Source organism: Pseudocolwellia sp. G5-9 (assembly GCF_055808995.1).
The window spans coordinates 4,314,606-4,338,456 of the sequence record NZ_CM147893.1 but is presented as its reverse complement, the minus strand read 5'-3'; the positions used below and the strand labels follow the sequence as shown (position 1 = coordinate 4,338,456).

The following is a 23,851-nucleotide window of genomic DNA, read 5'->3' as shown; positions in this document are numbered from 1 at the left end:
AACACAATACTGTATCTGTACCCAAACATGCTTTTATTTATACTAATCCTTACTAAGAATCGTCATTAAGGTGTTAAACATGAAGCCAACAAAAAATGAATGGGACAATTTACCGCAATATATATCAGCATTTTCTGAAATAACCTCTCAATTTATTCAATCAATTGATAATCGACCTGTTGCAAGTAAAAATCAAAAAGTTGAATTGTCTTCTTTAAGCAAAAACGGGCGATCATTAAAAGAAACCCTTAGCCATATAGATACCAATCTTATTCCGCACCTTTCTGCCAGCAGAGGTCCTAGATATTGGGGATTTGTAACAGGAGGAGCAACCCCTATTGCCACCTTAGCCGATTGGTTGGTATCTACTTTTGACCAAAATGTTTCAAAAGATGGAGACTCTATTAGCTCAGCAATTGAAAACCAAACCCTTCAATGGTTATGTGAATTATTTAAATTACCAAATACCTTCAAAGGTTCTTTAACAACAGGCGCCACCGCAGCTAATTTTTTATCGGTAATTACTGCTCGCCAGTTTATTGGAAACCAACAAGGAATTGATGTCGCAAAACAAGGATTATTTAATTTAGAAATAGAAGTGTTCACCACTACACCTCATGCAAGTATGATCAAAAGCTTAGGAATGGCAGGTTTAGGACAACAACAAATCAGCTATATTCCAGCACTCAATCAATCTGAAAAAATAAACGTTAGTGCATTAGCGCAATTGTTGGCTAAAAGTTCCAGTAAAGGCAAACTCGTTATTGCCAGTGCAGCAACAGTAACCGCAACCGATTTTGACGATTTAGTCGCCATAAGTAAGTTATGTAAAAAATATAATGCATGGCTACATGTAGATGCCGCTTTTGGTATTTTTGAAAGACTCGTTAATGGTGTAAACGGAAAAACGAAAGGCATAGAACTAGCCGACAGCATAACTTTAGACTGTCATAAATGGCTAAATGTACCTTACGAATGTGGTGTATTTTTAACACAACATCGCCAAGCATTATTTGACACTTGCGATGTACCTGCGCCTTATTTAGTTAGTAATAGCAAAGAACCCAGCTTTATGTCGTTAGGCATTGAAAACTCTCGTCGCTTCCGCGCTCTGCCAATTTGGTTATCATTAATAGCTTATGGAGAATCAGGTATTAAGCATTGGGTAGAATCTAACATTCATTCAGCAAAAACATTGGCGAATTTTATTGAAGACTCTGATCGGTATGATCTCGTATTTCCTTGCCAACTTAACGTAGTGTTATTTAAACCTACAACGAAAGGCTTATCAGTAGAAGCAGCAAATCAGCTTACCTCTGAGTATTTAAATGAAATAAACAAAGACGGACGCTTATTTTTAAGCCCCGGACAATGGGAAGGCAAAACAATAATAAGAGCCGCTATTAGTAATTGGCAAACAGACTTAAATGATATTGAAATAGCCAAAGCCGTGTTAATAGATGTTGATGAAAAGATGAAGAGTCGTTTCAGTTTATAAAAAAATACTATTGATATTGGCTTTACCTCAAAGGTTTTCTCCAATATCAATAGCATTAACCTTACCTCTTATTCGTCCACCAGAGTCTCACAAGCTAGATTACGAAGGTGAGGTTAGACAAAATGATACGACAGCGAGTATGATGTTTCCTTTTAAATATATCATTAGCTATTTTTCTAAATTTTTCCACTTAAAACCAGGTGATGTTGTTGAAATAGAAGTTGAAGGTGTGGGTACCTTAGTTAATGGTGTTAAGGACGAAGTTTTATAGTTATGACCAATGCACTCCGTAGTTTCGAACGCTCACTGCCAATGACCTTGTTGAAAGCAAGAGAAGCAGTGATGAAAAAGTTTATCCCGTCACTTAAGGCACATGATTTAACATCACAACAGTGGCGTGTTATTCGAGCTTTGGAGCATGAAAGCGGCCTTGACATCAGTACATTAGCAAAGCGCTGCCATTTACTTATGCCAAGTCTTTCCCGAATTATAAATCATTTAGATCAAATAAAAATAATCGAACGCCAAGCTGTTGATAGTGATCAGCGCCGATCAATCATAGTATTGACCGAACTTGGCCAAGAGTTATTTGCTAAAGTAGCGCCAAAATCTGTTGAAAGATATGCTGAAATAGAAGAAAAGTATGGTGTCAGAAAGTTAGAGCTACTTTACGAACTATTAGATGACCTAATAAACACTTTAGAAGAAGATTCATGACCAACTTAATCGACACTACATTATTAAAATCCAGCAGTTACCTCAACGGAAAGTGGTTATCAGAAGCAGACAATAAAGTAAACGTAACTAACCCTGCTACGGGTGACGTCATTACGAATTTAAACCTTGCTAGCGAACAAGATGCCAAAGATGCAATTGCTGCCGCTGATGAAGCTTTTCAACAATGGAAAGACACCTCCGTAATAACACGCTTTGAATTACTTAAAAAGTGGTTTGATTTGATTATTGCTAATAGAAAAGATCTTGCTACGTTAATGACCCTTGAACAAGGGAAACCACTCGCTGAATCTCTTGGTGAAGTGGATTATGGCGCAAGCTATGTTGAATGGTTTGCAGAAGAAGCTAAACGTATTTATGGCGATACGATTAACTTATCTGGCTCAAATGCCCAAGGCGTAGTAATTCGACAGCCAGTTGGTGTAGTAGCTGCAATAACACCATGGAATTTCCCCAACGCTATGATTACCCGAAAAGCAGCTCCTGCGTTAGCTGCTGGCTGTACCATTGTTATTAAACCGGCCTCAGAAACCCCTTTATCTGCATTAGCACTCGCTGAATTAGCAGACCGCGCAGGTATTCCTGCTGGTGTAATCAATGTTATTGTTGGTCAATCACGTGAATTAGGGAAAGTTTTTACCGACAGTCCTATTGTACGTAAGTTAACATTTACTGGCTCTACACCTGTAGGGAAAGTACTAATGAAACAATGTGCTGATACCGTTAAAAGAACATCAATGGAATTAGGTGGTAACGCGCCATTAATTATTTTTGATGATGCCGACCTAGATAAAGCAGTGGATGCAACGATAATATCTAAGTTCCGAAACTCTGGACAAACCTGTATTTGCGCTAATAGAATCATGGTGCAAGATAATATTTACCAAGAATTTGTAACTAAGTTAACTAACAAAGTTAAGCTATTTAAATTAGGTAATGGAATTGATACAGATACAACTCACGGCCCATTAGTTTCTTTAAAAGCAGCTAATGATGTGGACAATCTAGTTCAACGAGCGATTAAACAAGGCGCTGAAGTTAAAATAGGTGGAAAAATATCATCTTTAGGCGCGTGCTATTTCGAACCAACAATCCTTACCAACCTTGACACTAGCATGGATATATTTAGTGAAGAAATTTTTGGTCCTGTTGCTTCAATTTTTAGATTTAGTAACGAACAAGAAGTTGTTGATATGGCTAACGATACAGAATTTGGTTTAGCTTCTTATGTATTTACCAATAATCTTGGACGTGCATGGAGAATGGCTAAGAATATTGAATATGGTATGGTCGGTATCAATGAAGTTTCTATTAGTTCAGCAATGATCCCTTTTGGGGGGATTAAAGAATCAGGTAATGGACGAGAAGGCTCTAAATATGGACTTGATGATTATACAGAAGTGAAATATATATGTTTCAGTGGACTTAATAGTTAATCCCTGTTCATAGCTACTCCCCTGTTTAAATACCTTAAACAGGGGAGTCTAAATATAAAATTCATCACAACCTTATCAAAGTAGTACGTAATAATTATTCAAAAAGCTACTTCCCCAGCAAACTTTAGACATAGCTCAAGTAAAAATACAACATAACCACTGCCCTACGGAGCCGTTTAAATGCTTATTACTCATTATTGCAAGAAATTTACATAGAACAACAATACCAAATCAAACGTTGAGTTTTAAGATTGATCACTAGCCCTATGATTCTATCCAAAGTATTATAAGCAACAACAAGTTATTACTAGCGTAATATAGGCTTTCACCTTATTTGAGTATTTAAAGTAAACCGACAAATGTTACCTTTATCATGTATATAAATACTCAAACTAGATAATAAACCAGCAATTAAATTTAAGAACTCCACAATAAAAATATGACAGATTTATCACAACACACACCTATGATGCGCCAATATCTTACGATAAAAGCGGAATTCCCTAATATTCTTATTTTTTATCGTATGGGTGATTTTTACGAATTATTTTTTGATGATGCTAAAAAAGCCTCTGATCTTTTAGATATATCTTTAACTGCACGCGGTAAAACGGGTGGTAATGCTATACCTATGGCAGGTGTTCCTTATCATGCGGTAGAAAACTATTTAGCTAAACTTGTGCAATTAGGCGAGTCGGTTGCTATTTGTGAGCAAATTGGTGATCCCGCTACCAGTAAAGGACCTGTCGAACGTAAAGTTGTACGTGTAGTAACACCAGGGACCGTTAGTGATGAAGCTTTATTAACCGATAAACAAGACAACTTAATTGTTGCTATTAGCGAAACCATACAAAAAAATAAGCACTATTTTGGTTTAGCTTATTTAGACATTACTAGTGGCCGTTTTGTTATTACCGAGCCGAACACTAAAGAACAATTACAAGCTGAATTACAAAGGCTTAACCCTGCTGAATTGCTTTATCCTGAAAATTTCTCTGACTTTTCATTAATTTCTAATCATAAAGGATTACGTAGGCGTTCAGAGTGGGAATTTGATCTCGCCACAGCTAAGTCGCTATTAAATAAACAGTTTAATACCAAAGAACTTACGGGTTTTGGTGTTGAAGATAAAACGTTTGGTTTAGCTGCGGCGGGTTGCTTATTTCAATATGTTAAAGAATGTCAGCGTTCTGAACTTCCCCATATAAGATCGGTTATTTTTGAATCAGCAGCCACTGGCGTTATTTTAGATGCGGCAACCAGAAGAAACTTAGAGTTAACTTTTAACTTAAAAGGCGGCACCGACTGTACGTTAGCCGACATTTTAGATAACAGCGCAACCCCTATGGGTTCACGATTATTGAAACGTTGGATTCATTTTCCGTTAAGAAATTTGTCGGTATTAAATAATCGACATCAAGTGATTGAAGATATTTTAACGCATGATTTATATGTTGATTTATTTGCTACATTAAAATCGTTTGGTGATATTGAACGTATAGTTTCTCGTATAGCACTTCGCTCTGCTCGCCCAAGAGATTTTGCTCGTTTACGTGATTCATTACAACGCTTGCCTGAACTTCAAGATATTTTAAGTATTAAAACATCAGGCTACATGCACGATTTAGCACTAAAAAGCATGCCATTACCTAGCATTCAAACGTTATTAGAAAATGCTGTTGTTGAAAACCCTCCTGTATTAATTCGTGATGGCGGCGTTATCGCCCCCGGTTACAACCAAGAATTAGATGTACTAAGAGATTTAAGTGACGGCGCAACAGAGTTTTTAGCGCAACTAGAGCAACGCGAAAAAGAACGCACGGGTATTCAATCGTTAAAAGTGGGTTATAACAAGGTTCATGGTTTTTACATTGAAATAAGCCGAAGTGCATCGGGCGATGTTCCTGATGATTATATTAGACGCCAAACCTTAAAAAATAACGAACGCTTTATTACTAACGAATTAAAACAGCACGAAGAAAAAGTATTAGGTGCACAAAGTAAGTTTTTAGCGTTAGAAAAAAGGCTATACGATGAATTATTCGATTTAGTATTACCTGAATTAATCGCTCTACAAGAGCTTTCTGATGCTATTTCAGAACTTGATGTATTAAATACTTTTGCAGAAAGAGCCCAAACCTTAAATTATGTAAAACCTACATTAACTGAGCAATCTGGTATTTTAATTGACGATGGACGCCACCCTGTTGTTGAACAAATGACAAACGATGCGTTTATTGCTAACCCCGTACATTTATCAGAAAAGCATAAAATGTTAATTATTACAGGGCCAAACATGGGCGGTAAATCTACCTATATGCGACAAACCGCTTTAATTGTATTGTTAGCGCATATTGGCTGTTATGTACCAGCAAGTTCAGCTGAAATAGGTATGGTAGATAGAATATTTACGCGCATAGGTGCATCTGACGACTTAGCTAGCGGCCGCTCAACCTTTATGGTTGAAATGACAGAAACGGCGAATATTTTACATAATGCTACCGATAAAAGTTTAGTGTTGTTAGACGAAATAGGCCGAGGCACCAGCACTTACGATGGTCTTTCGTTAGCTTGGGCATGTGCAGAAATGCTCGCCAGCCAAATAAAAGCGTACACTTTATTTGCGACTCATTATTTTGAACTGACTTTATTGTCTGATGAGTTTGAATTATTAGATAACGTGCATTTAGACGCCATTGAACATGACGACAACATTGCTTTTATGCATAAGGTTCAGCAAGGCGCAGCAAGTAAAAGTTTTGGTATTCAAGTAGCTAAACTTGCGGGTGTTCCAAATTCAGTAATTAGCCGTGCTAAGCAGCGTTTAACTGAATTAGAAAATAAACAAATTATATCGTCTAAATCTAGTTCACATCAGGTGTCACCTGCCCCGCAAAGTGATAACACTAGCTTTGAACAATTGTCGTTAATTGATGAAGATCATCCTGTAGTAAATACGTTGAAAGATACAGATTTAAATGATTTATCGCCTCGACAAGCACTTGATTTATTATTTACCTTGAAAGCTAAAATTTAGCTGAAAGAGTTAAGGTGTGAATACTCATTCGCACCTTAATTTTTATGTTGTATTACATACGTATTCATCAACTGACTTATTTTAAATCTTAATAGTATTTACACTTCCTTGTAACTTTCTCTACAACAAAAAACAAAACAACCTACTGATTTAAATTAATTTTAAATAAAAAAATCTAACTTCACGCATATCTTCACCCTACTCAAACTTTAATGAAAAACAATCAATGCTGAATACGTATGCAGTCCATATCTATTGTGTAATGCAAATTGTATATTAAATGAAGTCAAATAAAATCGGCTGGACGCCAAACAAATATAAAATATTAGGGATAACGCAGTAGAAATGGCAAATAACCCCTGTATTACGGATCCGTTTAAATGCTTATTGCTCATTGTTGCAAAGAATTTACATAGACAACTATGCTAGATCCCTTGCGCCAAGCTCAACAAACATGAAAATCAACAGATCCTAATTTTTCTAGACAGTCGTTAATGCCTACGAAATTAAATCTACAATTGATTATTTGTTTAATCAGTTAAGTGTCATTAATTCAGTTAAGTTCTATTAAGGCTATGTATTTATTTTAATAAGGAAGTGTTCTAATGATTAAATAAATAACGATGTCATTAGCCATTTAAACGGGTATATACCCGTAACTATTCAAGATGCGAGTTTTAGTGGGAGTTAAAAAAATTTAGGTACAAATTTTACGTTCCAAACAAAATATAAGGTCTACATCCTGGAAGTAAGGCATTAAGTTTATGTCATGGTTATTCTCTGTAGCAGCTCCTGCGTTACGCTAATGTCCTAGATCCGTCCAAGAACCTTACTAAAGTTAATAACGCGGCTAAATTGTTTTTAGGCCCATCGAAGAAGCGCTTGAGAAAAATCACTTCATCAACAATGCTTTTTAAAAGGGAACGACCATTATTACAAAGCATTGCCTTGAATTGATATAGTTCAAGTGCTCTGAAATAGGCTCTTCATTGGCAACGGGTATATAATATCAATCGCAATAACCCATTGATTATTTATACTCGTTCTTAGGAGATTTTTTATGCAGAAGAAAAATAAACGCTCTATTGAGCAGCTGCTAGTTGCGGCAATACTACCATAGAGAGTTTTAACCAGCACAAGCCGAGAATAATTTAATGAAATGGGGTTATTAAAAAAGATAATGATAAGGAAATTAAATAGCAGGGATAAACGGTACATGCCGTTCCCCTGCTGGGCTTAACATTAGAATATGTTAAGGTGTGATCAAGTCTCAATTTTTATGCTTGAAAAATAGCTTCTATTGATAAGTTTTGTTGACTTAAAATATCACGTAAACGTTTCAATGCTTCCACTTGAATTTGGCGAACACGTTCACGTGTTAAACCTATTTCAGTACCAACATCTTCTAAAGTGGCGGCTTCATATCCAAGTAAACCAAAGCGTCTTGCTAATACTTCTCGTTGTTTTGAGTTAAGTTCATTTAGCCAGTTAACAATATTACTTTTAATGTCTTCTGATTGCAGCTTAGTTTCAGGGCTACCACCTTTTTCGTCAGGAATAATATCTAACAAGGCTTTTTCAGCATCTCCACCAAAAGGGCTATCAACCGACGTTATACGCTCATTTAAACGCAGCATTTTGGTTACGTCTTTAACGGGTACATCTAGCTCTTGTGCAATATCTTCTGCGGTAGGTTCATGATCTAATTTTTGAATCAATTCTCGGGCTGTACGTAAATAAATATTAAGTTCTTTTACTACATGAATAGGTAAACGTATGGTACGTGTTTGATTCATGATAGCGCGTTCAATCGTTTGACGTATCCACCATGTTGCATAAGTAGAAAATCTAAATCCTCGTTCTGGATCAAACTTTTCAACAGCACGGATAAGTCCTAAATTACCTTCTTCAATAAGGTCTAATAGAGGTAAACCACGATTATTATAACGACGAGATATTTTTACAACTAAACGTAGATTACTCTCTATCATACGTTTTCTTGAGGGTTCGTCACCTTTTAGTGCAAGGCGAGAAAAGTAAACTTCTTCTTCTGCTGTTAGAAGAGGGGAAAAGCCAATTTCACTTAAATAGATCTGAGTTGCATCTAAGTTCGATGTGGTTTCTTCTGATATTTTTATTTTATCATTTGATAATTTGTTTTTATTGCTAGTATCAATGCTCATGCTATATCTCCCGTATTTTAGCTAAGCTAAACTTACTAATTAGTTCTTCACGTTAACTCCATTAAATTCTACTTATTATTATTATTATTTTTTCGACAAGTACTTCATTGGGTCTACTGACTTTCCTCTAAATCGTACTTCAAAATGAAGCATTACTTTATCAGCGTCTGTACTTCCCATCTTGGCAATTTTATCGCCAGCCTTCACTGTTTGTTGCTCTTTAACCAATATATGATCGTTGTGGGCATATGCGCTAAGATAATCATCATTATGTTTCACAATAATTAACTTGCCATATCCACTGAGCGCGTCTCCAGCATAAACGACTTTACCATCTGCTGTAGACAAAACAGCTTGTCCTCTTTTGCCTGCAATATTTATACCTTTACTCATTTTCTGTGTAGACGAAAAATAAGTAATAACTTTACCTTTAGTAGGCCATACCCATTTTCTAACTTTTTGATCTATGTCAATCCGTTTATCGACTACATTTTTACCATACGCTTGATTTTTTATCTGTGCAATAGGTTTTTTTACAACTTTAGGTTTTTCGGTATAAGTTTTACCTTTTTGTAACGTCTTTTTAACAGATGGTATAAATTTGTTAGTTAAGTTGAGTTTTTGCCCAGGGAAAATTTCATAAGGAGGTGGTATTTTGTTGATTTTAGCAATTTCACGTACATCAATACCTGAGCGCCAGGCTATTGAATATAAGGTTTCTCCCTTTTTTACAATATATTCTGTAGCTTTAATGCTATTACGAATTTTTTTACTTAAAGGAACCGAGCCTTGAACGTCTACAACAGGCGCTGGAGACTTACGAGTAGAACAACTAGCCAAAAATAGAATAATAAGCGTATAAAAAGTAAAAACGATAACTTTATTTCTATTCATATATAAACTTTCATTCTCAAATTTAAAACTTAAAAATACTTAAATTAACTTAACACTACTTAATAAATTAAAAACAACTTAACGCAAAATAAAGTAAACGATTACGATTATAATGACAATTCCCCAACCTATTTTATCAACCGATTTTCTTAGTTTATCTTCCATTGCAGCCCCGCCCCATTGAATAATACCAGCCACTAAGAAAAATCGCATGCCTCTACCAATAGCTGATGCTATTAAGAAAGGAATAAAGGCCATATGAAGAAAGCCAGCACTTACAGTAAACAACTTATAAGGTATAGGTGAAAATCCTGCAATAAAAACCACCCAAACACCATACTGAGAAAACCAATCCATCACTTGATCTAATCGGTGTTGATAACCAAGTTCACTGATAATAGGTTGAATCCATGGTTCAAACATAAAATAACCTAAAATATACCCACATACACCTCCTACTACTGAAGCTATAGTTGTTATGCTAGCAAATCGCCATGCTTTTTCAGGTTTCGATAAAACCATAGGTGCCAATAATACATCGGGCGGAATAGGAAAGATCACTGATTCAGAAAAGGATAAAAAAGCCAATATATAAGGAGCAAATTTATGCTTTGCCCATTTTAGCGTCCAATCATAAAGGGCAGAAAATATTTTCATTAAGATAAAGCTCCAGGTACAAGAGGAACAAAACGCACAGCTTCAACTTGCTGTTCTTTAAATTGCTCACCTTGCCGTGTAATAATTTTTAAAATTTGTGTTTGTTCGCCAACCGGTATAATTAATCGACCTCCTTCAGCAAGTTGATCTAACAAGTCTTGCGGAACAGAATTAGGTGCGGCTGTAACAATAATGGCTTGAAAAGGCGCTTTACTCTTCCAGCCTTTCCAACCATCGCCATGTTTCATTGATACATTATGTAAGTCCATTGCCTGCAATCTTCTTTTGGCTTGCCATTGCAGTGACTTAATACGTTCTACTGAAAATATTTTTGGAGATAGCTGCGCTAAAATCGACGTTTGATAACCAGACCCTGTGCCTATTTCTAAAATACTATCAGGCACACCGTCTGCTAAAAGTAACTCTGTCATTTTTGCGACTATATAGGGTTGTGAAATAGTTTGTCCCTGCCCAATAGGTAAAGCAGTATTGTCGTATGCTTTATGGGCTAATATTTCAGGAACAAAAATATGTCTCGGCGTACGAGCAATAGCTTGTAGTACGTCTTTATTCACAATTCCTTCTGCATGTAATTTTTGTGCCAGTATTTCTCCACTTCGGCTAGACTTCCCACCAATACGACTTCCTACTCTGACATTCATATTCTACTCATTTTTATTTTTTTTATGGTTTAGCTAACAACACAGTTATACCAAACGGACTCATTTTTTGTTTAATTAAAGAGAGAGCTCATTTACCCACTTAGCCATTGAATCAATACTATTGTATGCAGTCATATCAACCGTTAAAGGTGTAATAGATGCAAAATTATTGGCGATAGCATGAAAGTCTGTTCCCTCTCCCGCATCTTGTTCAGGTCCCAACAACCCGTACCAATATATATTTCTACCCCAAGGATCTTGTTGCTTTTTCATTGCTTCAGCTTGATGTCTATTACCTAAACGAGTCACTTTAATGCCTTTTAATTCGGCTAAAGGTACGTCGGGTACATTAACATTCAATATTTGATCTTGCGGTAAAGGAAAATCTTTTAAACGTTTTATTATTTTAACTACAACTACGGCTGCTGTATCAAAGTGCTGATCTCCAGCTAAAGATACAGCAATAGCTGGCATTCCCATATGACGCCCTTCGGTAGCTGCAGCAACAGTACCTGAATAAAGTGTATCATCTCCCAAATTAGGCCCATGATTAATACCCGCCACTACTAAGTCGGGCTGCTGCTCCATTAATTGACTAATGCCTAAATGAACAGAATCTGTTGGTGTACCATTTACAGCTATAAATCCATTTTCTAATGTATGGGTACGTAAAGGGTTAACTAATGTTAATGAATTACTAGCGCCGCTACAGTTTCTATCGGGTGCAACAAGTGTTACATCAAACGCTTTAGATAAGTGCTCAAATAATACTTTGATACCTTTTGCATGAACACCGTCATCATTACTTAATAAAATTTTCATTTATCTTCCTTATAAACTTATCAAGCATGGCCTTGGCGTTGAGTCAGGTCGGTATAATCTAATAACTCACGTATTACCGTTGTAGCATAAGAGCCTGCAGGTAATGAGAAGGTTAATACTACAGTACAGTCTTCAGTTTTACCTGTTACTTTTATATCTGGGTTCTCAACACAAAGACGAATTCTTCGGCGTTCTTGCTTTAAACCAAACTTGGGTAAGCCATCACAAAATTCTTGATACTGGCTTGCCACATTTTGCTCAAAAGATTGTACTTCTTTTGTCGACATTAATTCGCCTGCGCCCCACATAGGTGCGGTAAGATCAATGTCTTTTTCGTTAAATCGTGTTGTTATACTGTCGTCTATTTCATCAGCGACAAATACTGACTGTGTTCCTGCTAACATGCATACATCGCCGTCAGTCGGCTTATCAAAAGTATTGGCTTGAATACGTTCGTCTATCACTTTATTAAAAATTAACGAACGTGCCGCAGAAAGATACATGCCTCGTTTTTTCTTATCTTTAACTTTAGTGCCTGAAAATAATGAAAGTGCTTTTTCTATGTTTCCGCCTTCAATGCCAAAACGCTGCTCACCAAAATAATTAGGAACACCATGAGCCACAACCGCGTGCCAGCGCCTTATCAACTCTTCAGGATTTGTTACCTTTTTCAAGGTAAGCTCAAAACGGTTACCTAATAATGCACCTATACGGAGTTTTTTGTTGTGTCGAGCACTGGCTAAAACCTCTATACCTTCAATAGAGAGATCAGACAGGTCATATTCTTTTTTCCCTGGCACATGTATACCAAACCATTGTTCGGTTACCGCGAAACGATCTTTTAAGCCCGCATAAGAAACTAGGTTTTCTTTTACACCAAAATATGTTGCTAATTGCTTAGCGACATATGCCGTGTTTTCGCCCGTTTTTCTAACATGAATAAATAAATGTTCACCCTCACCACAAGGCTGAAAAGGCAGGTTTTCAAACACTTTAAAATCAGCCATTTCACTGCGTAAAAAACCAGTAGAAGTGGGTTGACCGTATAAATAACTAAACTTAGGTAATGCTGTATTCACGTTAATTTCTCTGTGTTTGTTTTATTAGGTTTAACATTTAGCTTTAGGTGTTAGTAAAACAACGGCATGAACCGCTACACCTTCTTTACGACCGGCGTAGCCTAGTTTTTCAGTGGTGGTTGCTTTTACATTCACTTGAGAAATTTCAGCAGTTAAATCTTCAGATAAACAGGTTCTCATTGCTAATAAATGAGGCGCAATTTTAGGTGCTTGAGCAACTATGGTTATGTCAGCATTTCCAAGCTCGTAACCCTGTTCATGCATTAATCCTACAACATGGCGTAATAAAATTCGGCTTGATATGTTTTCGTATTGTCCATCGGTATCAGGAAAGTGATTGCCTATATCAGCTAAACATAAGGCACCTAAAATAGCATCACATAGGGCATGAATAGCTACGTCACCATCTGAATGTGCAATAAATCCAAATTCGTATGGAATACTTACACCCGCTAATACTAAAGGACCTTCACCGCCAAACTTATGTACATCAAAACCATGTCCTATACGCATTATTTTACCTTTTGTGAAGTTGAATGAGAGTCTTTGTTAACGCTTAAATCAACAGGCTTAGTTTGTTGAGACAAAATAAAATTCGCTAACATTAAGTCGTCAGGCCGAGTAATTTTAATATTATGGCCATTACCTTCAATTAATAAACTATTTAAACCTACATATTCTATGGCAGATGATTCATCAGTTATAGCTATCTTATCTTTTAAAGCCTGTGTAATAGCTGAAATTAATTCATTCGTTTTATATAACTGAGGAGTTAATGCATGCCATAAATTATCGCGTTCTATGGTCTGTTCCACTTGATGAAAAGCTTGAACATTCACCGATTGAGCTTTTTTCATGGTGTCACGAACAGGATAAGCTAATAACCCACCACAATTGTTAATTTGTGTTTGTGCGATAAGTGCCGATATATCATCTAAATCAACACATGGTCTTGCAGCGTCGTGCACCATAACCCAAGGAAAATGGTTACTATTTATTGAGAGTAAGCCCGCTAATACTGAATCGACACGCTCAGCCCCACCATGTACTACTGAGATATTTGGATGCGAAGGTAATGCTGTGTCTTGAAAATACTCATCGCCTTTACTAATGGCAATAACAACATGTGTAATGAGGGGGTGAGATAACAATTTAAAAACGGTGTGTTCTAAAATAGTGTGTTGTTCAATAGTAAGATATTGCTTAGGACATTGCGCCTGCATTCTTTTACCAACGCCAGCAGCGGGAACTACAACAACAAATTGTTGACAAGGTGAACTCATTATTACTGAGTATCCTTTTGAGAATGTTCGGCTGATTGCCTTTTTGCTTTGTTTGTAGAAACAATACGAAAAAACACTTCGTTTTCTTTGATCATACCTAATTCATTTCGCGCTCTTTCTTCTATTCCTTCAACACCTGATTTTAAATCGTCGGTATCAGCGTAGAGCACTTTATTACGTTGTATAAGCTTGTCGTTATCGGCTCGTTGCCTAGCGACATCGCTCTCAATAGCTAAATAATCAGGCACACTATTTTTTCCAAACCACAGACGGTGCTGTAATAAGGCTAAAAATATTAACAAAATAATGATTATTGCTCTCATAAAAGCTGGCTGATACACAAATCCTTAAGCATTGCACTATTATAAGGAATTAACTCAGTATGGCTAAATATATTTTACAGTTATTAGGAAATAGGTTGTTTGAAATTACGCCAATTAATAGTACAGGATAAAAGTAATTCTCTAAGGGTTGGCATAACAGGAATAGATTTATGATTATTAACCCAGCAATGACCTGCACAAGCAGCCGTCATAACACGTTTGTTAGGTTTTAATAATCGATACGTTGAGTCGCTCTCAGGTAGTGCTTTGTTAAAGTAAAACCATCCGTGTACGTTGGTTCTAAAACGCTGTTTTTCCGCATCTATCCTGTCAATACAATCAAGTGCTATATGGTTATCATGAACAATTGGAACAACTAGTCCATGTTTTAACGTAATTTTAGCGTACCATTGATTTACCGTGTTTTCGTCTTGATCAGATAAAGGCATATGAGCGCCCTGTTTAGCTGACCAACTGGCATTTTGAATATCTAAGGTTAACGGCGTTGATGCCTGCATCATTTGTCGTGCGGTACATTGAATATAATAAGGCAAGCTTTTTAATTTACCTTGAATTAATCCAACGGACATAGCATCAATATTTGCAAGTGCATGTAATTCTCTTTCATATAAAGCATTACAAAGCTCAGCAAAGTCTGATGATTGTTGTTCGCTTTTCCAAAGAGAAACCTGTTCGGTCATATAATGATTAAATACTATAACGTTTATGAATGATATTTAAGCATACTTCATTGATCGCAAAAGATAAATCGACTTATATCAGTTTAATTAAATAAGGTTAGACGTTTGAAGATAATGCGCTAAACAAACAAAACACACGATTTAAATGCAACTAACCACTTGAAATAGTGGAAAATAATATAAATTATAGCTAAGCTACAACAACTAGCTAACCACCTTGAATTTGTTTGTAATAATAATGAAAAAGCGTCATATCGCATGCCACGACTGCGATTTACTCATGTTAATACCACCTCTTAAACATAGAGAAAAAGCCAAGTGCCCCCGCTGTGGCTATGTATTAACGCGCTTTTATAGGCACGCTCAAGAAAAACTATTAGTAAGTGCGGTAACAGCTTTAATATTTTTAGCATTTGCTTTAAATTTTCCCTTTATTATTTTCAGCCTGCATGGTGATGAAAAAACACTCACTTTAATTGAGTCTATACAAAATGTTGAAAATATTACTTATATACTTATATCTGCTTTATTAGCATTTACCGCCTTTATTATTCCGTTGTGCTTTTTACTCTGTATTCTTTATATTTCATTATCTTTTAAAACTCCAAAAATGCTCCCTTTTACTAACCCTATTTTAAAACTAACGGTACTGCTTAAACCGTGGAATATGGCCGAAATATTTATTATCAGCATTTTAGTTAGCTTTATAAAAGTACAAACTATGGCGTACATAGAATTTGGTTACGCCTTACTTTTTTATCTTTTGTTTATTATTAGTTTATCAAGCACTTTTATTTATTTTGATCGGTATCAGTTATGGTCGCTATACCAACGTAAAAGCAAACAAACTAAGGAAGCAGCATGATCACAGCTAAAAATAATAAACTATGCCAATGCCCTGTTTGTTTAACACTAAATTCAGCATCTGATTCATATTGCGATCAATGCCATGCACATCTTTCCCAAATAAGCCCTAAGTGTATTCAGCATACTATGGCATTACTGGCGACCTCATATTTGCTTTTTATTCCCGCTAATTTTTTGCCTATGATGATCACCACAGTTTTAGGCAGTAAAACAGAAAGCACGATACTCGGTGGTGTTATTTTATTGTGGCAAAGTCATTCTTACCTTGTTGCCTTAATTATATTTTTTGCCAGCATTGTTATTCCATTAGGAAAACTCTTCGCATTAAGCTGGCTATGCTATGAAACAACCTATATTGGCTTTAAATCAAGAAAAGCGGCTTATCGTTCATTTCGTATTATTGAATTTATTGGTAAATGGTCGATGGTCGATATTTATGTTGTATCTATTTTAGTGGCACTCGTTAATATGGGCGCTATTGTAAAAATTGAAGCAGGCTTTGCTGCTGTTGCATTTACAGGTTTTGTGGTTATGACTATGCTAGCGGCAAATACTTTTGATCCTCGCCTTATTTGGCAATCTCATACCTTTGAGGCTACTCATGATTGAGCAAAAAAACGAACTTCCTAAAGCTGAAGTAAAGTCGGTAAACAAAATATCAACTATATGGCTTATTCCTTTAATAGCCCTAGCGATAGGAGCTTGGATGGTAGTCGATCAATGGCTCAAACAAGGCCCATTAATTACCATTGAATTTGCTACTGCACAAGGTATTAGCAAAAATGAAAGTTTAATTAAACTACGCAATATAACAGTAGGTAAAGTTGTAGATATAAAGCTGAATAACAATTTAGATGGCGTTATTATTAGTGCAAGACTCAACAGAAAAGTTGGTGAATTACTTACTAAAGACAGTAATTTTTGGGTAGTAAAACCTAGAGTTAGTTTAAGTAGTGTGTCAGGTTTATCCACAATTTTATCGGGTTCATATATTGAATTTTCACCTGGCATAGACGAGTCCACACGATACCATTTTCAAGGTTTAGAAAACCCACCACCGACTCCAGCAGGTACACCTGGCTTACACATAACGCTTGATAGCAGTAGTGATAATGCATTTGATATTGGCGACCCTGTTCTATTTAGAGGGAGTCAAGCTGGCCGTATTGAATATGTTCATTTAAACACCCAAGAAGGCAAAATGTACTACAACGTATTTATTGAAGCTCCCTACGATCAACTTATTACTACCAACACACGTTTTTGGGAAGTTACGGGGATTGATGTCGATTTATCAGCCCAAGGCGTTAAATTTAATACTGGTACTATTGAAACCTTACTAGGCGGTGGCGTTGCATTTGATGTTCCCACTTATTTAACAAAAGGCGAACGCATAACTGAACGTGCAGAATTTTCTATTTACCCAAATAAACAAAAGGTAAACGAACAGCTCTTTAACGTTGGTCAAAATTATATGTTACTTTTCAACCAAACAATACGAGGGTTAAAACCTGGTGCACCGGTTGAATATAAAGGATTACATATAGGTGAAGTGGTTAGAACCGACATAGATTACCCTGAAATTACTAATATTTTAGACAAAAACACGCTACTGCCCATAATGATCAAAATATATCCGGGTAGATTAGGACTTAAAGATAATAAAATAGGCTTACATAAAACCCAAAGAAACATGAGAAAAAGGATATCTGAAGGTTTACATGGCGTAATAAGTACGAATAACTTATTAACGGGTAGTAAATTTATTGAATTAAAATATATTAATACACCATTAGAAACCCCTGAAACTTTTGGTGATTTACTACTCATTCCTACCGCTGATGATGAATTAGAACAATTAATGACACGAGTAGACAACATTACCAAAGCGATAGAAAAAATTCCTTTTAATGATATTGTAAAATCTACATCAAAAGCTTTAACCAGCATAACAGAGTCAATGGACCAATTTAACTTAACCGCAGAACGCGTTGAAACCTTGTTAAATGATCCAAAAGGCCAAACAATTATTGCTCAAATTAATGCCACGTTAAAAGGTATTGAAAGCCTAACAAAAACGTACTCTGAAGGTTCTCAAACTAATCAGCAGCTAAATGAGGTATTACAAAGCTTAGATAAAACAATAAATAACTTGTCTCCCCTTATTATGACGCTAAATAGACAACCTAATCGTTTGATATTTAATAACGATAATACAACAGAAATTCAGCCTCAAGCCGCTGAACAATAGTTTAACGAACAAGAGAGTCTACTCAATGAAAACGTATATACAGAGTAAAAGTAGTACACAAATAAAAGCGGCTTTTAATGCATTTTTAATAATATCAGCGCTTTTTACTTTAGGATGTTCAAACACGAATGAAGGTATTCAATACTACTCATTAAATGCAATAAAACCACAAGCAAGTAAAATAATAAATATTGAAAAAACACAAGAAGATACTCTAGTAATAATCAACGATATTACACTCGCCGACTTTTTAAATACGGGAGGTATAGTGATGCAAGTTGATTCTCATCAAATACAAATTTCAAACCAACATCGTTGGGGAGACAAGTTACCAAAAGCGATTTTGGCTCACTTAATAACATCGCTATCAGCTAATAATAACCACCTATATTTCGATCTTAAAAACTCAAAAAACACTCATTTAGCCAATAAAAAATTAAGTCTATCGTTTGAGCAATTTACGATAGCCAACCAGCAACATGAAACGGTGATTTCTGGTTACTATACAATTGAAAGTACATTGGATAATACTCGAGAAAAAACGTTTTTTGATATTCGCCAACCCCTGAGCGAAAATGGTTATAACCATGCTGTAGAAAACTTTAAAAACTCTTTAGATGAGTTATCAAGCTTAATCATTAAAGAATTAACCTAATAAAAAAATCCAGTATCAGAATAACTGATACTGGATTTTATTTAACCTGAATAATCTATAGTAATTATTCGTTATTCAAATTCATAGGTGTAACTTAAACTCACATTTACACCAACCGATTTTGAACGAACAACGATGTCAGACTGTGTAACTTCTTGGTCTTCATCAAGCAAGTTTTTCACTTTCAATTTAACTTTAGAGTTAAAGTCTGGATAGTAAGTGTAAACCAAGTCTAATGAGTGGAACGGTTGCTCGTAAGCATCGTCTGAACCACTAATACCAGAAGCAAGAATGCGCTCACCAAATACGTTATATACTAACGAACTACTATGATTACCATTAGCTGAATCATAATTCATTTGTAAGTTAACAACGTATTGAGAATGTCCATTCATACGTTTAGTTGTATTAGTTAAGTTACCGGCTAATGCTGGGTCTATTTCTACTTCAGAATCACTTAAGGTAATGTTACCTGAAGTAAAGAAACCATCTTGCATCCAAGATAAATCATATAACCACTCAGCTTCTATACCGTAAACTTTAGCTGCTTCGCCATTTACAAAACCTAAGGTGTAGTCTTGGTCGCCTACAGACAATACCGATTCAATAGGTGATTCAATATCTTTATAGAAAAGACCTACAGAATAGTTATCGCCGTTTTGTCCATAAGCCTCATAACGAAAATCATAATGAGAAATAGGGCTACTTTCTAAACCTACACGACCCACTGTTCTAATATCCGTTAATGGATCAAAGTAAGCAACAGGTACAACTTCACGTAAATCAGGGTGTATAACTGTTTCACCGTAACTTAAACGTATTTGGTAGTCTGCGCCGCCCATATAAGTCAGCGCTAATGAAGAAAAGAAATCATCTTCTCTAATAGTACCCGCTTCAATTTTATCTTCTGAAAAGAAAATATTTAAATCGTCGCCGTTGAAGATCAAACTAGATGTTGCGAGAGAAACTTGCTTAAACTCTTCCCATCTTATACCGCCACTTACACGCCAAGTACCTTTATAAAACACATCAAAAGAACCATAACCTGCATCAATTTTTTGCCCTGCTAGGTAATCATCAGCATCAGGTGCAGATGGTTCGTTGAAGTCAACAAAAATACTATTTGAATCAATAAGTTCGTCAGTTAAATACCCTGTAGCGCTTAGAACACTGTCTATACCTGTATTAACCGGAATAGATACACCTGTGTCGTTATTTACAGCAAAACTTGAGGTACTGTAATAACGGCCTTTTTCAGAGAAGTCGTAACCAACTTTAAATTCCATCTCAAGATCAGTTAAGTAAACCGGTAGTGTTAAGTTGCCGCTATACGATTTAACATTATCTTGTAAATCTAAGTATGACGATACCATACGGTTGTCATCACCCGTTATTGACGAACTAACATAAGCATTATCAACATATTTATCGATAAACTTATATTCAATGTCAGTAGGTACTTCAGTGGTCGCTTCAGACTCTGTGTACTGCCAATCAAAACCTAAACCGTTTAATTTAAGAAAAGTATGCTCACCAATAAATTGCATAATTTCAAGCTCGCGCTCTTCATACGTAAATTCGTGCTCGCGTTGAGCAACACCATTACTTGCAATCGTATTAATTGTACTTCCGTTAGGGCTTTGAATAATACCTATCGAGGTTTCGTCTTCAGCATCTTGTAAATAGATGTTAGACCATAATAATTTATGGTTTCCGTATAGATCGTTTACCTGATAACCGACATTAAAAATACCACTTAAACGCTTGTTATCTGTTGTAACATCAGACGTTTTAGTAATGTTATAACAAGAGTTAGTCACATCTTCTGCAGTATTTAAAACAGAGCTACAGTTTTCAACTAAGTTTTCACTGATCACCGATGATGTTTTATTGGTGTTTTTTTGATTTTTATCGTACGAAACTGCCGCTAAAAATCCAATGGTGCCACCTAAGTAATCTTCATCAAATGAGTTACCTATACTACCTTTTATATTATAAGCAGGATCTAATGATTCATCTTTCATCACTAAATCACGAGGTAGTGTTTTTAATAAACTGTTATTAATAAGCGTTGCTTGATCAGCGCGCGACGCATTGTCATTGTCTACTAAATTGTCGGTAACAATAATATTACGTAAGCTAAAATCACCTTTATAATGAACAATAGCTTCGTTTAATGCTTTAGGTATACCACCACCGTGGCGATCATAAGTATAACCAGAGTTTGATTCGCTGTCGTAACCTACGCCTAGTTCAATACTACCTGTAAAGTTTTTAGGTACTGTTTTTGTGCGAATATCAATCGCGCCACCACCAAAAGAAGCTGGCATTGATGGAGAAAACGCTTTTTGAACCGACAAGCTTTCTATAATACTTGCAGGAAATATATCAAGAGGTACAACGTTACGCGTTAAGTCAGGGCTTGGAATACTTGCGCCATTTAAACGTGCGCTTGAATAACGTTCACCTAAACCACGTACATAGATAAATTTACCATCAACTAATGTTAAGCCTGTTACACGTCGAAGTGCTGAAGCCGCGTCACTGTCACCCGTTTTAGACATTTGTTCTGAGCCTAAAATATCAGCAACAAACGCCTGATTTCTTCTTTCTTCAACAACTGCTGCAGCGCTACCTTGTAGTCGACTTGCTTTAACTACAACTTCTTCAATTTCACTGTTTTGCTCTTCTGCAAAAAGTGTTGTTGATGTTGTTGCCATTAAACCAAGGCTTACTGCTAAACTAACTGTTTTTAGTTTATATTGAATATTCATTTTTCTATCCCACAATAATTAATCATCTAAAAAATAGGCGCTGTTAAGCGCCTATTTGCTGTGTTAAAGAGATTGATTAATCTTGTTCTGCAGCCGTTACAGCAGCTTCAACCCACTTGTACCAGTTAGAGCTAGTATCAGCATCTGAAACAGCACCAACATAAGTTGCAGATTGGAAGAAGCCATCTAATGTTGTTACATCAGTTGCTGTTACTGTGATATCAGCAGAGTCTACATCTGTAGCAAAATCATTTGATAATACAGAAGCAGTAGTAGCTAAACGTTGGCTAGAGCCTGCGTTGTCATACCAATCAGCTTTTGCAGTACCTGTTAACGCTGCAGGTTCTTTACCTGACATAAATGTAGCTTCGCCTTTAAATTCATTCGCACATGTCATTACAGAGCTAGTAAATTTAATTGCATCGGCATTTTTCTCACCATCTGATGAATGTTCGATACAAGCGGTTCCGTTTGCACCGTCTGCTTTAACAAATAATGCGTTGTAGTACATTGACTTAATAGCATCATCAAATTTAATTGCTTGAGAAGAACTTTGGTCACGTACTGATTTTTCATCAGTAGTTATAACCGTTACGTTAGCAATAGTTGGGTTAGACGCTGGAGCTTCATCGTAATCTGCGCCGCCGTTTTTCTCGCCGTCAGTTTCAAAACCGTTGTTACCCATAAATATTTTTGAACCTGCTGGAACGATTCTTTCTGGATCATCACCATCAGCAGGAATAACCACTTCTTTTTTCGTTTCTACAGAACCGTGTTTAACAAAAATAAATTGGCCTTTACCTTGCCAGCCGCCATCAATATCGATTGCGTCATCTTGTGTATCTGTTACAGCAATGTGACTAATAGTAGATGCGCCACCGAAAAATTCGATACCATCATCATAGCCTTGGTGAATGTGTAAGAAGTCAAAAGAAGAACCTGAACCAACAGCATTTAAAGTCAATGAGTTTAAATCATCACCTGGGCCACCTACTTTAGGACCTGAACCCGCATACCAAATTTTAGCGTATTTAATTGAACCGCTATCATCAGCATTGTCGTTACCACCAAAGTAGCTCGTAATTCCTTCTGTTTCTACATTACAAGTAGAAGCAGCACGCTGTGCATTTGTACATTGGTTAGTTAAACCAAAACCATTAATGATAATTCCGCCCCAATCAGCAAATTGAGCACCATCGCCTACAGCATCATGACGAGCAATGGCATTGGCAGAAGTAAATACGATTGGGTCTTCAAATGTACCAATAGCATCAATTTTAGCGCCACGAGCGATACGAATAATCGCTTCGCCTGAAGTAAATGCTAAGGTAGCACCTGCTTCAACTTTTAATGTAGGGCCATTAGTTTCAATAGAACAAGACGTTGTTGTATTACAATCTTTACCCACTAATAAGGCACCGTTTAGTACGTGCACACCGTCGTCAGCCAATTTAGCAAATTCAATGTCGTTTTCTATTTCAATATTTTTACTTGCAAATGAAGTGCTGTACTCACAGTCTTTACCGTTAAATGCACCTTGTAAGTCGCCACGACTTGCACAAGGGTTTTCAGCTGGAACCGGAGTAGTAGGAGTTTCACCACCACCGCTATTGTTTGTTGTAGTTGTTGTTACGCTATTATCATTAACTGTAGGTTGAATATTAATATCGCCACCACAACCAACTAACATCAACGCACTTGCTATAGCACTTACTTGGAATAAAGTTTTCATTTGCATTTTTCTGCTCCGCAGGAATTTTAAAGATTGATAATAAAGTTGCGAAGATAGTACGGATGAAAAATGACAGAAATGTTTTAGAAATATGTATTTTTTATTTAGGAAAAGTTGCAAAAATATGACAAACCTGCTGAAGATGTTGATTAATAAGGTATTAGTTAACAACTATATAAGCGTTCAAAAAACTAATTTTTAAAATCAGTTAATATCTAATGTGTCATTCATAACTATATAAATTTTACTTTTCATGAATTTA

At 36.1% G+C, this 23,851-nt stretch carries 21 protein-coding genes; 9 read left to right on the top strand and 12 right to left on the bottom strand.

The genetic code is table 11. The features are described 5' to 3' along the window. Positions 1 to 79 precede the first annotated feature (79 nt). The 5 genes from AC0L5Q_RS18930 (at position 80) to mutS (ending at position 6,706) form a co-directional block, all read left to right on the top strand. Positions 80 to 1,498 carry a pyridoxal phosphate-dependent decarboxylase family protein gene (locus AC0L5Q_RS18930; RefSeq protein ID WP_473613104.1) on the top strand — a complete coding sequence of 473 codons (1,419 nt, stop codon included), beginning with the start codon at positions 80 to 82 and terminating at the stop codon, positions 1,496 to 1,498. A gap of 16 nt (positions 1,499 to 1,514) precedes the next feature. Further along, on the top strand, positions 1,515 to 1,769 hold the full coding sequence (locus AC0L5Q_RS18925) for a fumarylacetoacetate hydrolase family protein (protein WP_473613103.1): 255 nt from the start codon (positions 1,515 to 1,517) through the stop codon (positions 1,767 to 1,769). A 2-nt stretch (positions 1,770 to 1,771) separates the two neighbouring features. Next, the gene (gene hpaR / locus AC0L5Q_RS18920; RefSeq protein ID WP_473613102.1) at positions 1,772 to 2,215 is read left to right on the top strand and encodes a homoprotocatechuate degradation operon regulator HpaR; all 444 of its coding nucleotides are present in this window, start codon (positions 1,772 to 1,774) and stop codon (positions 2,213 to 2,215) included. Next, positions 2,212 to 3,669: an NAD-dependent succinate-semialdehyde dehydrogenase gene (locus tag AC0L5Q_RS18915; protein ID WP_473613101.1), complete on the top strand. Its 1,458-nt coding sequence runs from the start codon at positions 2,212 to 2,214 to the stop codon at positions 3,667 to 3,669. The genes hpaR and AC0L5Q_RS18915 overlap by 4 nt, the downstream gene beginning before the upstream one ends. Before the next feature lie 439 nt (positions 3,670 to 4,108). Continuing rightward, entirely contained in the window at positions 4,109 to 6,706 is a 2,598-nt protein-coding gene (gene mutS / locus AC0L5Q_RS18910) for a DNA mismatch repair protein MutS (protein WP_473613100.1), read from the top strand. Between the two features lie 1,277 nt (positions 6,707 to 7,983). Here the strand turns inward: mutS and rpoS are convergent. The 10 genes from rpoS to AC0L5Q_RS18860 all read right to left on the bottom strand — a co-directional run bounded on the left by rpoS (position 7,984) and on the right by AC0L5Q_RS18860 (position 15,310). Further along, positions 7,984 to 8,889: an RNA polymerase sigma factor RpoS gene (rpoS, locus tag AC0L5Q_RS18905; RefSeq protein WP_473613099.1), complete on the bottom strand. Its 906-nt coding sequence runs from the start codon at positions 8,887 to 8,889 to the stop codon at positions 7,984 to 7,986. A gap of 84 nt (positions 8,890 to 8,973) precedes the next feature. Beyond that, entirely contained in the window at positions 8,974 to 9,783 is an 810-nt protein-coding gene (locus tag AC0L5Q_RS18900; protein WP_473613098.1) for a peptidoglycan DD-metalloendopeptidase family protein, read from the bottom strand. A 78-nt stretch (positions 9,784 to 9,861) separates the two neighbouring features. Beyond that, positions 9,862 to 10,440 (bottom strand): YqaA family protein, encoded by a 579-nt coding sequence (locus AC0L5Q_RS18895; protein WP_473613097.1) that lies wholly within the window; start codon positions 10,438 to 10,440, stop codon positions 9,862 to 9,864. Next, positions 10,440 to 11,102: a protein-L-isoaspartate(D-aspartate) O-methyltransferase gene (locus tag AC0L5Q_RS18890; RefSeq protein WP_473613096.1), complete on the bottom strand. Its 663-nt coding sequence runs from the start codon at positions 11,100 to 11,102 to the stop codon at positions 10,440 to 10,442. The genes AC0L5Q_RS18895 and AC0L5Q_RS18890 overlap by 1 nt, the downstream gene beginning before the upstream one ends. 75 nt (positions 11,103 to 11,177) lie before the next feature. After that, entirely contained in the window at positions 11,178 to 11,924 is a 747-nt protein-coding gene (gene surE, locus AC0L5Q_RS18885) for a 5'/3'-nucleotidase SurE (RefSeq protein ID WP_473613095.1), read from the bottom strand. A gap of 20 nt (positions 11,925 to 11,944) precedes the next feature. Further along, positions 11,945 to 13,003, bottom strand: coding sequence for a tRNA pseudouridine(13) synthase TruD (gene truD / locus AC0L5Q_RS18880; protein ID WP_473613094.1), 1,059 nt, complete (start codon positions 13,001 to 13,003; stop codon positions 11,945 to 11,947). Between the two features lie 30 nt (positions 13,004 to 13,033). After that, positions 13,034 to 13,516, bottom strand: a complete 483-nt coding sequence (ispF, locus tag AC0L5Q_RS18875) for a 2-C-methyl-D-erythritol 2,4-cyclodiphosphate synthase (RefSeq protein WP_077338201.1) — start codon at positions 13,514 to 13,516, stop codon at positions 13,034 to 13,036. After that, positions 13,516 to 14,286, bottom strand: a complete 771-nt coding sequence (ispD, locus tag AC0L5Q_RS18870; RefSeq protein ID WP_473613093.1) for a 2-C-methyl-D-erythritol 4-phosphate cytidylyltransferase — start codon at positions 14,284 to 14,286, stop codon at positions 13,516 to 13,518. Before ispD ends, ispF begins: the two co-directional genes overlap by 1 nt. A 2-nt stretch (positions 14,287 to 14,288) precedes the next feature. After that, on the bottom strand, positions 14,289 to 14,609 hold the full coding sequence (gene ftsB / locus AC0L5Q_RS18865) for a cell division protein FtsB (RefSeq protein WP_473613092.1): 321 nt from the start codon (positions 14,607 to 14,609) through the stop codon (positions 14,289 to 14,291). A gap of 83 nt (positions 14,610 to 14,692) precedes the next feature. Beyond that, on the bottom strand, positions 14,693 to 15,310 hold the full coding sequence (locus tag AC0L5Q_RS18860) for a hypothetical protein (protein WP_473613091.1): 618 nt from the start codon (positions 15,308 to 15,310) through the stop codon (positions 14,693 to 14,695). A 238-nt stretch (positions 15,311 to 15,548) separates the two neighbouring features. Here AC0L5Q_RS18860 and AC0L5Q_RS18855 point away from each other — a divergent pair, with 238 nt between their 5' ends. The 4 genes from AC0L5Q_RS18855 to AC0L5Q_RS18840 are packed head-to-tail and all read left to right on the top strand — an operon-like array spanning position 15,549 to position 19,083. Beyond that, positions 15,549 to 16,175, top strand: a complete 627-nt coding sequence (locus AC0L5Q_RS18855; RefSeq protein ID WP_473613090.1) for a paraquat-inducible protein A — start codon at positions 15,549 to 15,551, stop codon at positions 16,173 to 16,175. Continuing rightward, positions 16,172 to 16,786: a paraquat-inducible protein A gene (locus AC0L5Q_RS18850; protein ID WP_473613089.1), complete on the top strand. Its 615-nt coding sequence runs from the start codon at positions 16,172 to 16,174 to the stop codon at positions 16,784 to 16,786. Before AC0L5Q_RS18855 ends, AC0L5Q_RS18850 begins: the two co-directional genes overlap by 4 nt. Beyond that, positions 16,779 to 18,428 (top strand): intermembrane transport protein PqiB, encoded by a 1,650-nt coding sequence (pqiB, locus tag AC0L5Q_RS18845; RefSeq protein WP_473613088.1) that lies wholly within the window; start codon positions 16,779 to 16,781, stop codon positions 18,426 to 18,428. The genes AC0L5Q_RS18850 and pqiB overlap by 8 nt, the downstream gene beginning before the upstream one ends. Positions 18,429 to 18,453: 25 nt before the next feature. Continuing rightward, positions 18,454 to 19,083: a PqiC family protein gene (locus AC0L5Q_RS18840; RefSeq protein ID WP_473613087.1), complete on the top strand. Its 630-nt coding sequence runs from the start codon at positions 18,454 to 18,456 to the stop codon at positions 19,081 to 19,083. A 71-nt stretch (positions 19,084 to 19,154) separates the two neighbouring features. Here AC0L5Q_RS18840 and AC0L5Q_RS18835 read toward each other — a convergent pair whose 3' ends face one another. Next, positions 19,155 to 21,857: a TonB-dependent receptor plug domain-containing protein gene (locus AC0L5Q_RS18835; protein ID WP_473613086.1), complete on the bottom strand. Its 2,703-nt coding sequence runs from the start codon at positions 21,855 to 21,857 to the stop codon at positions 19,155 to 19,157. A 76-nt stretch (positions 21,858 to 21,933) separates the two neighbouring features. Beyond that, positions 21,934 to 23,595, bottom strand: coding sequence for a hypothetical protein (locus AC0L5Q_RS18830; protein ID WP_473613085.1), 1,662 nt, complete (start codon positions 23,593 to 23,595; stop codon positions 21,934 to 21,936). Positions 23,596 to 23,851 lie beyond the last annotated feature (256 nt).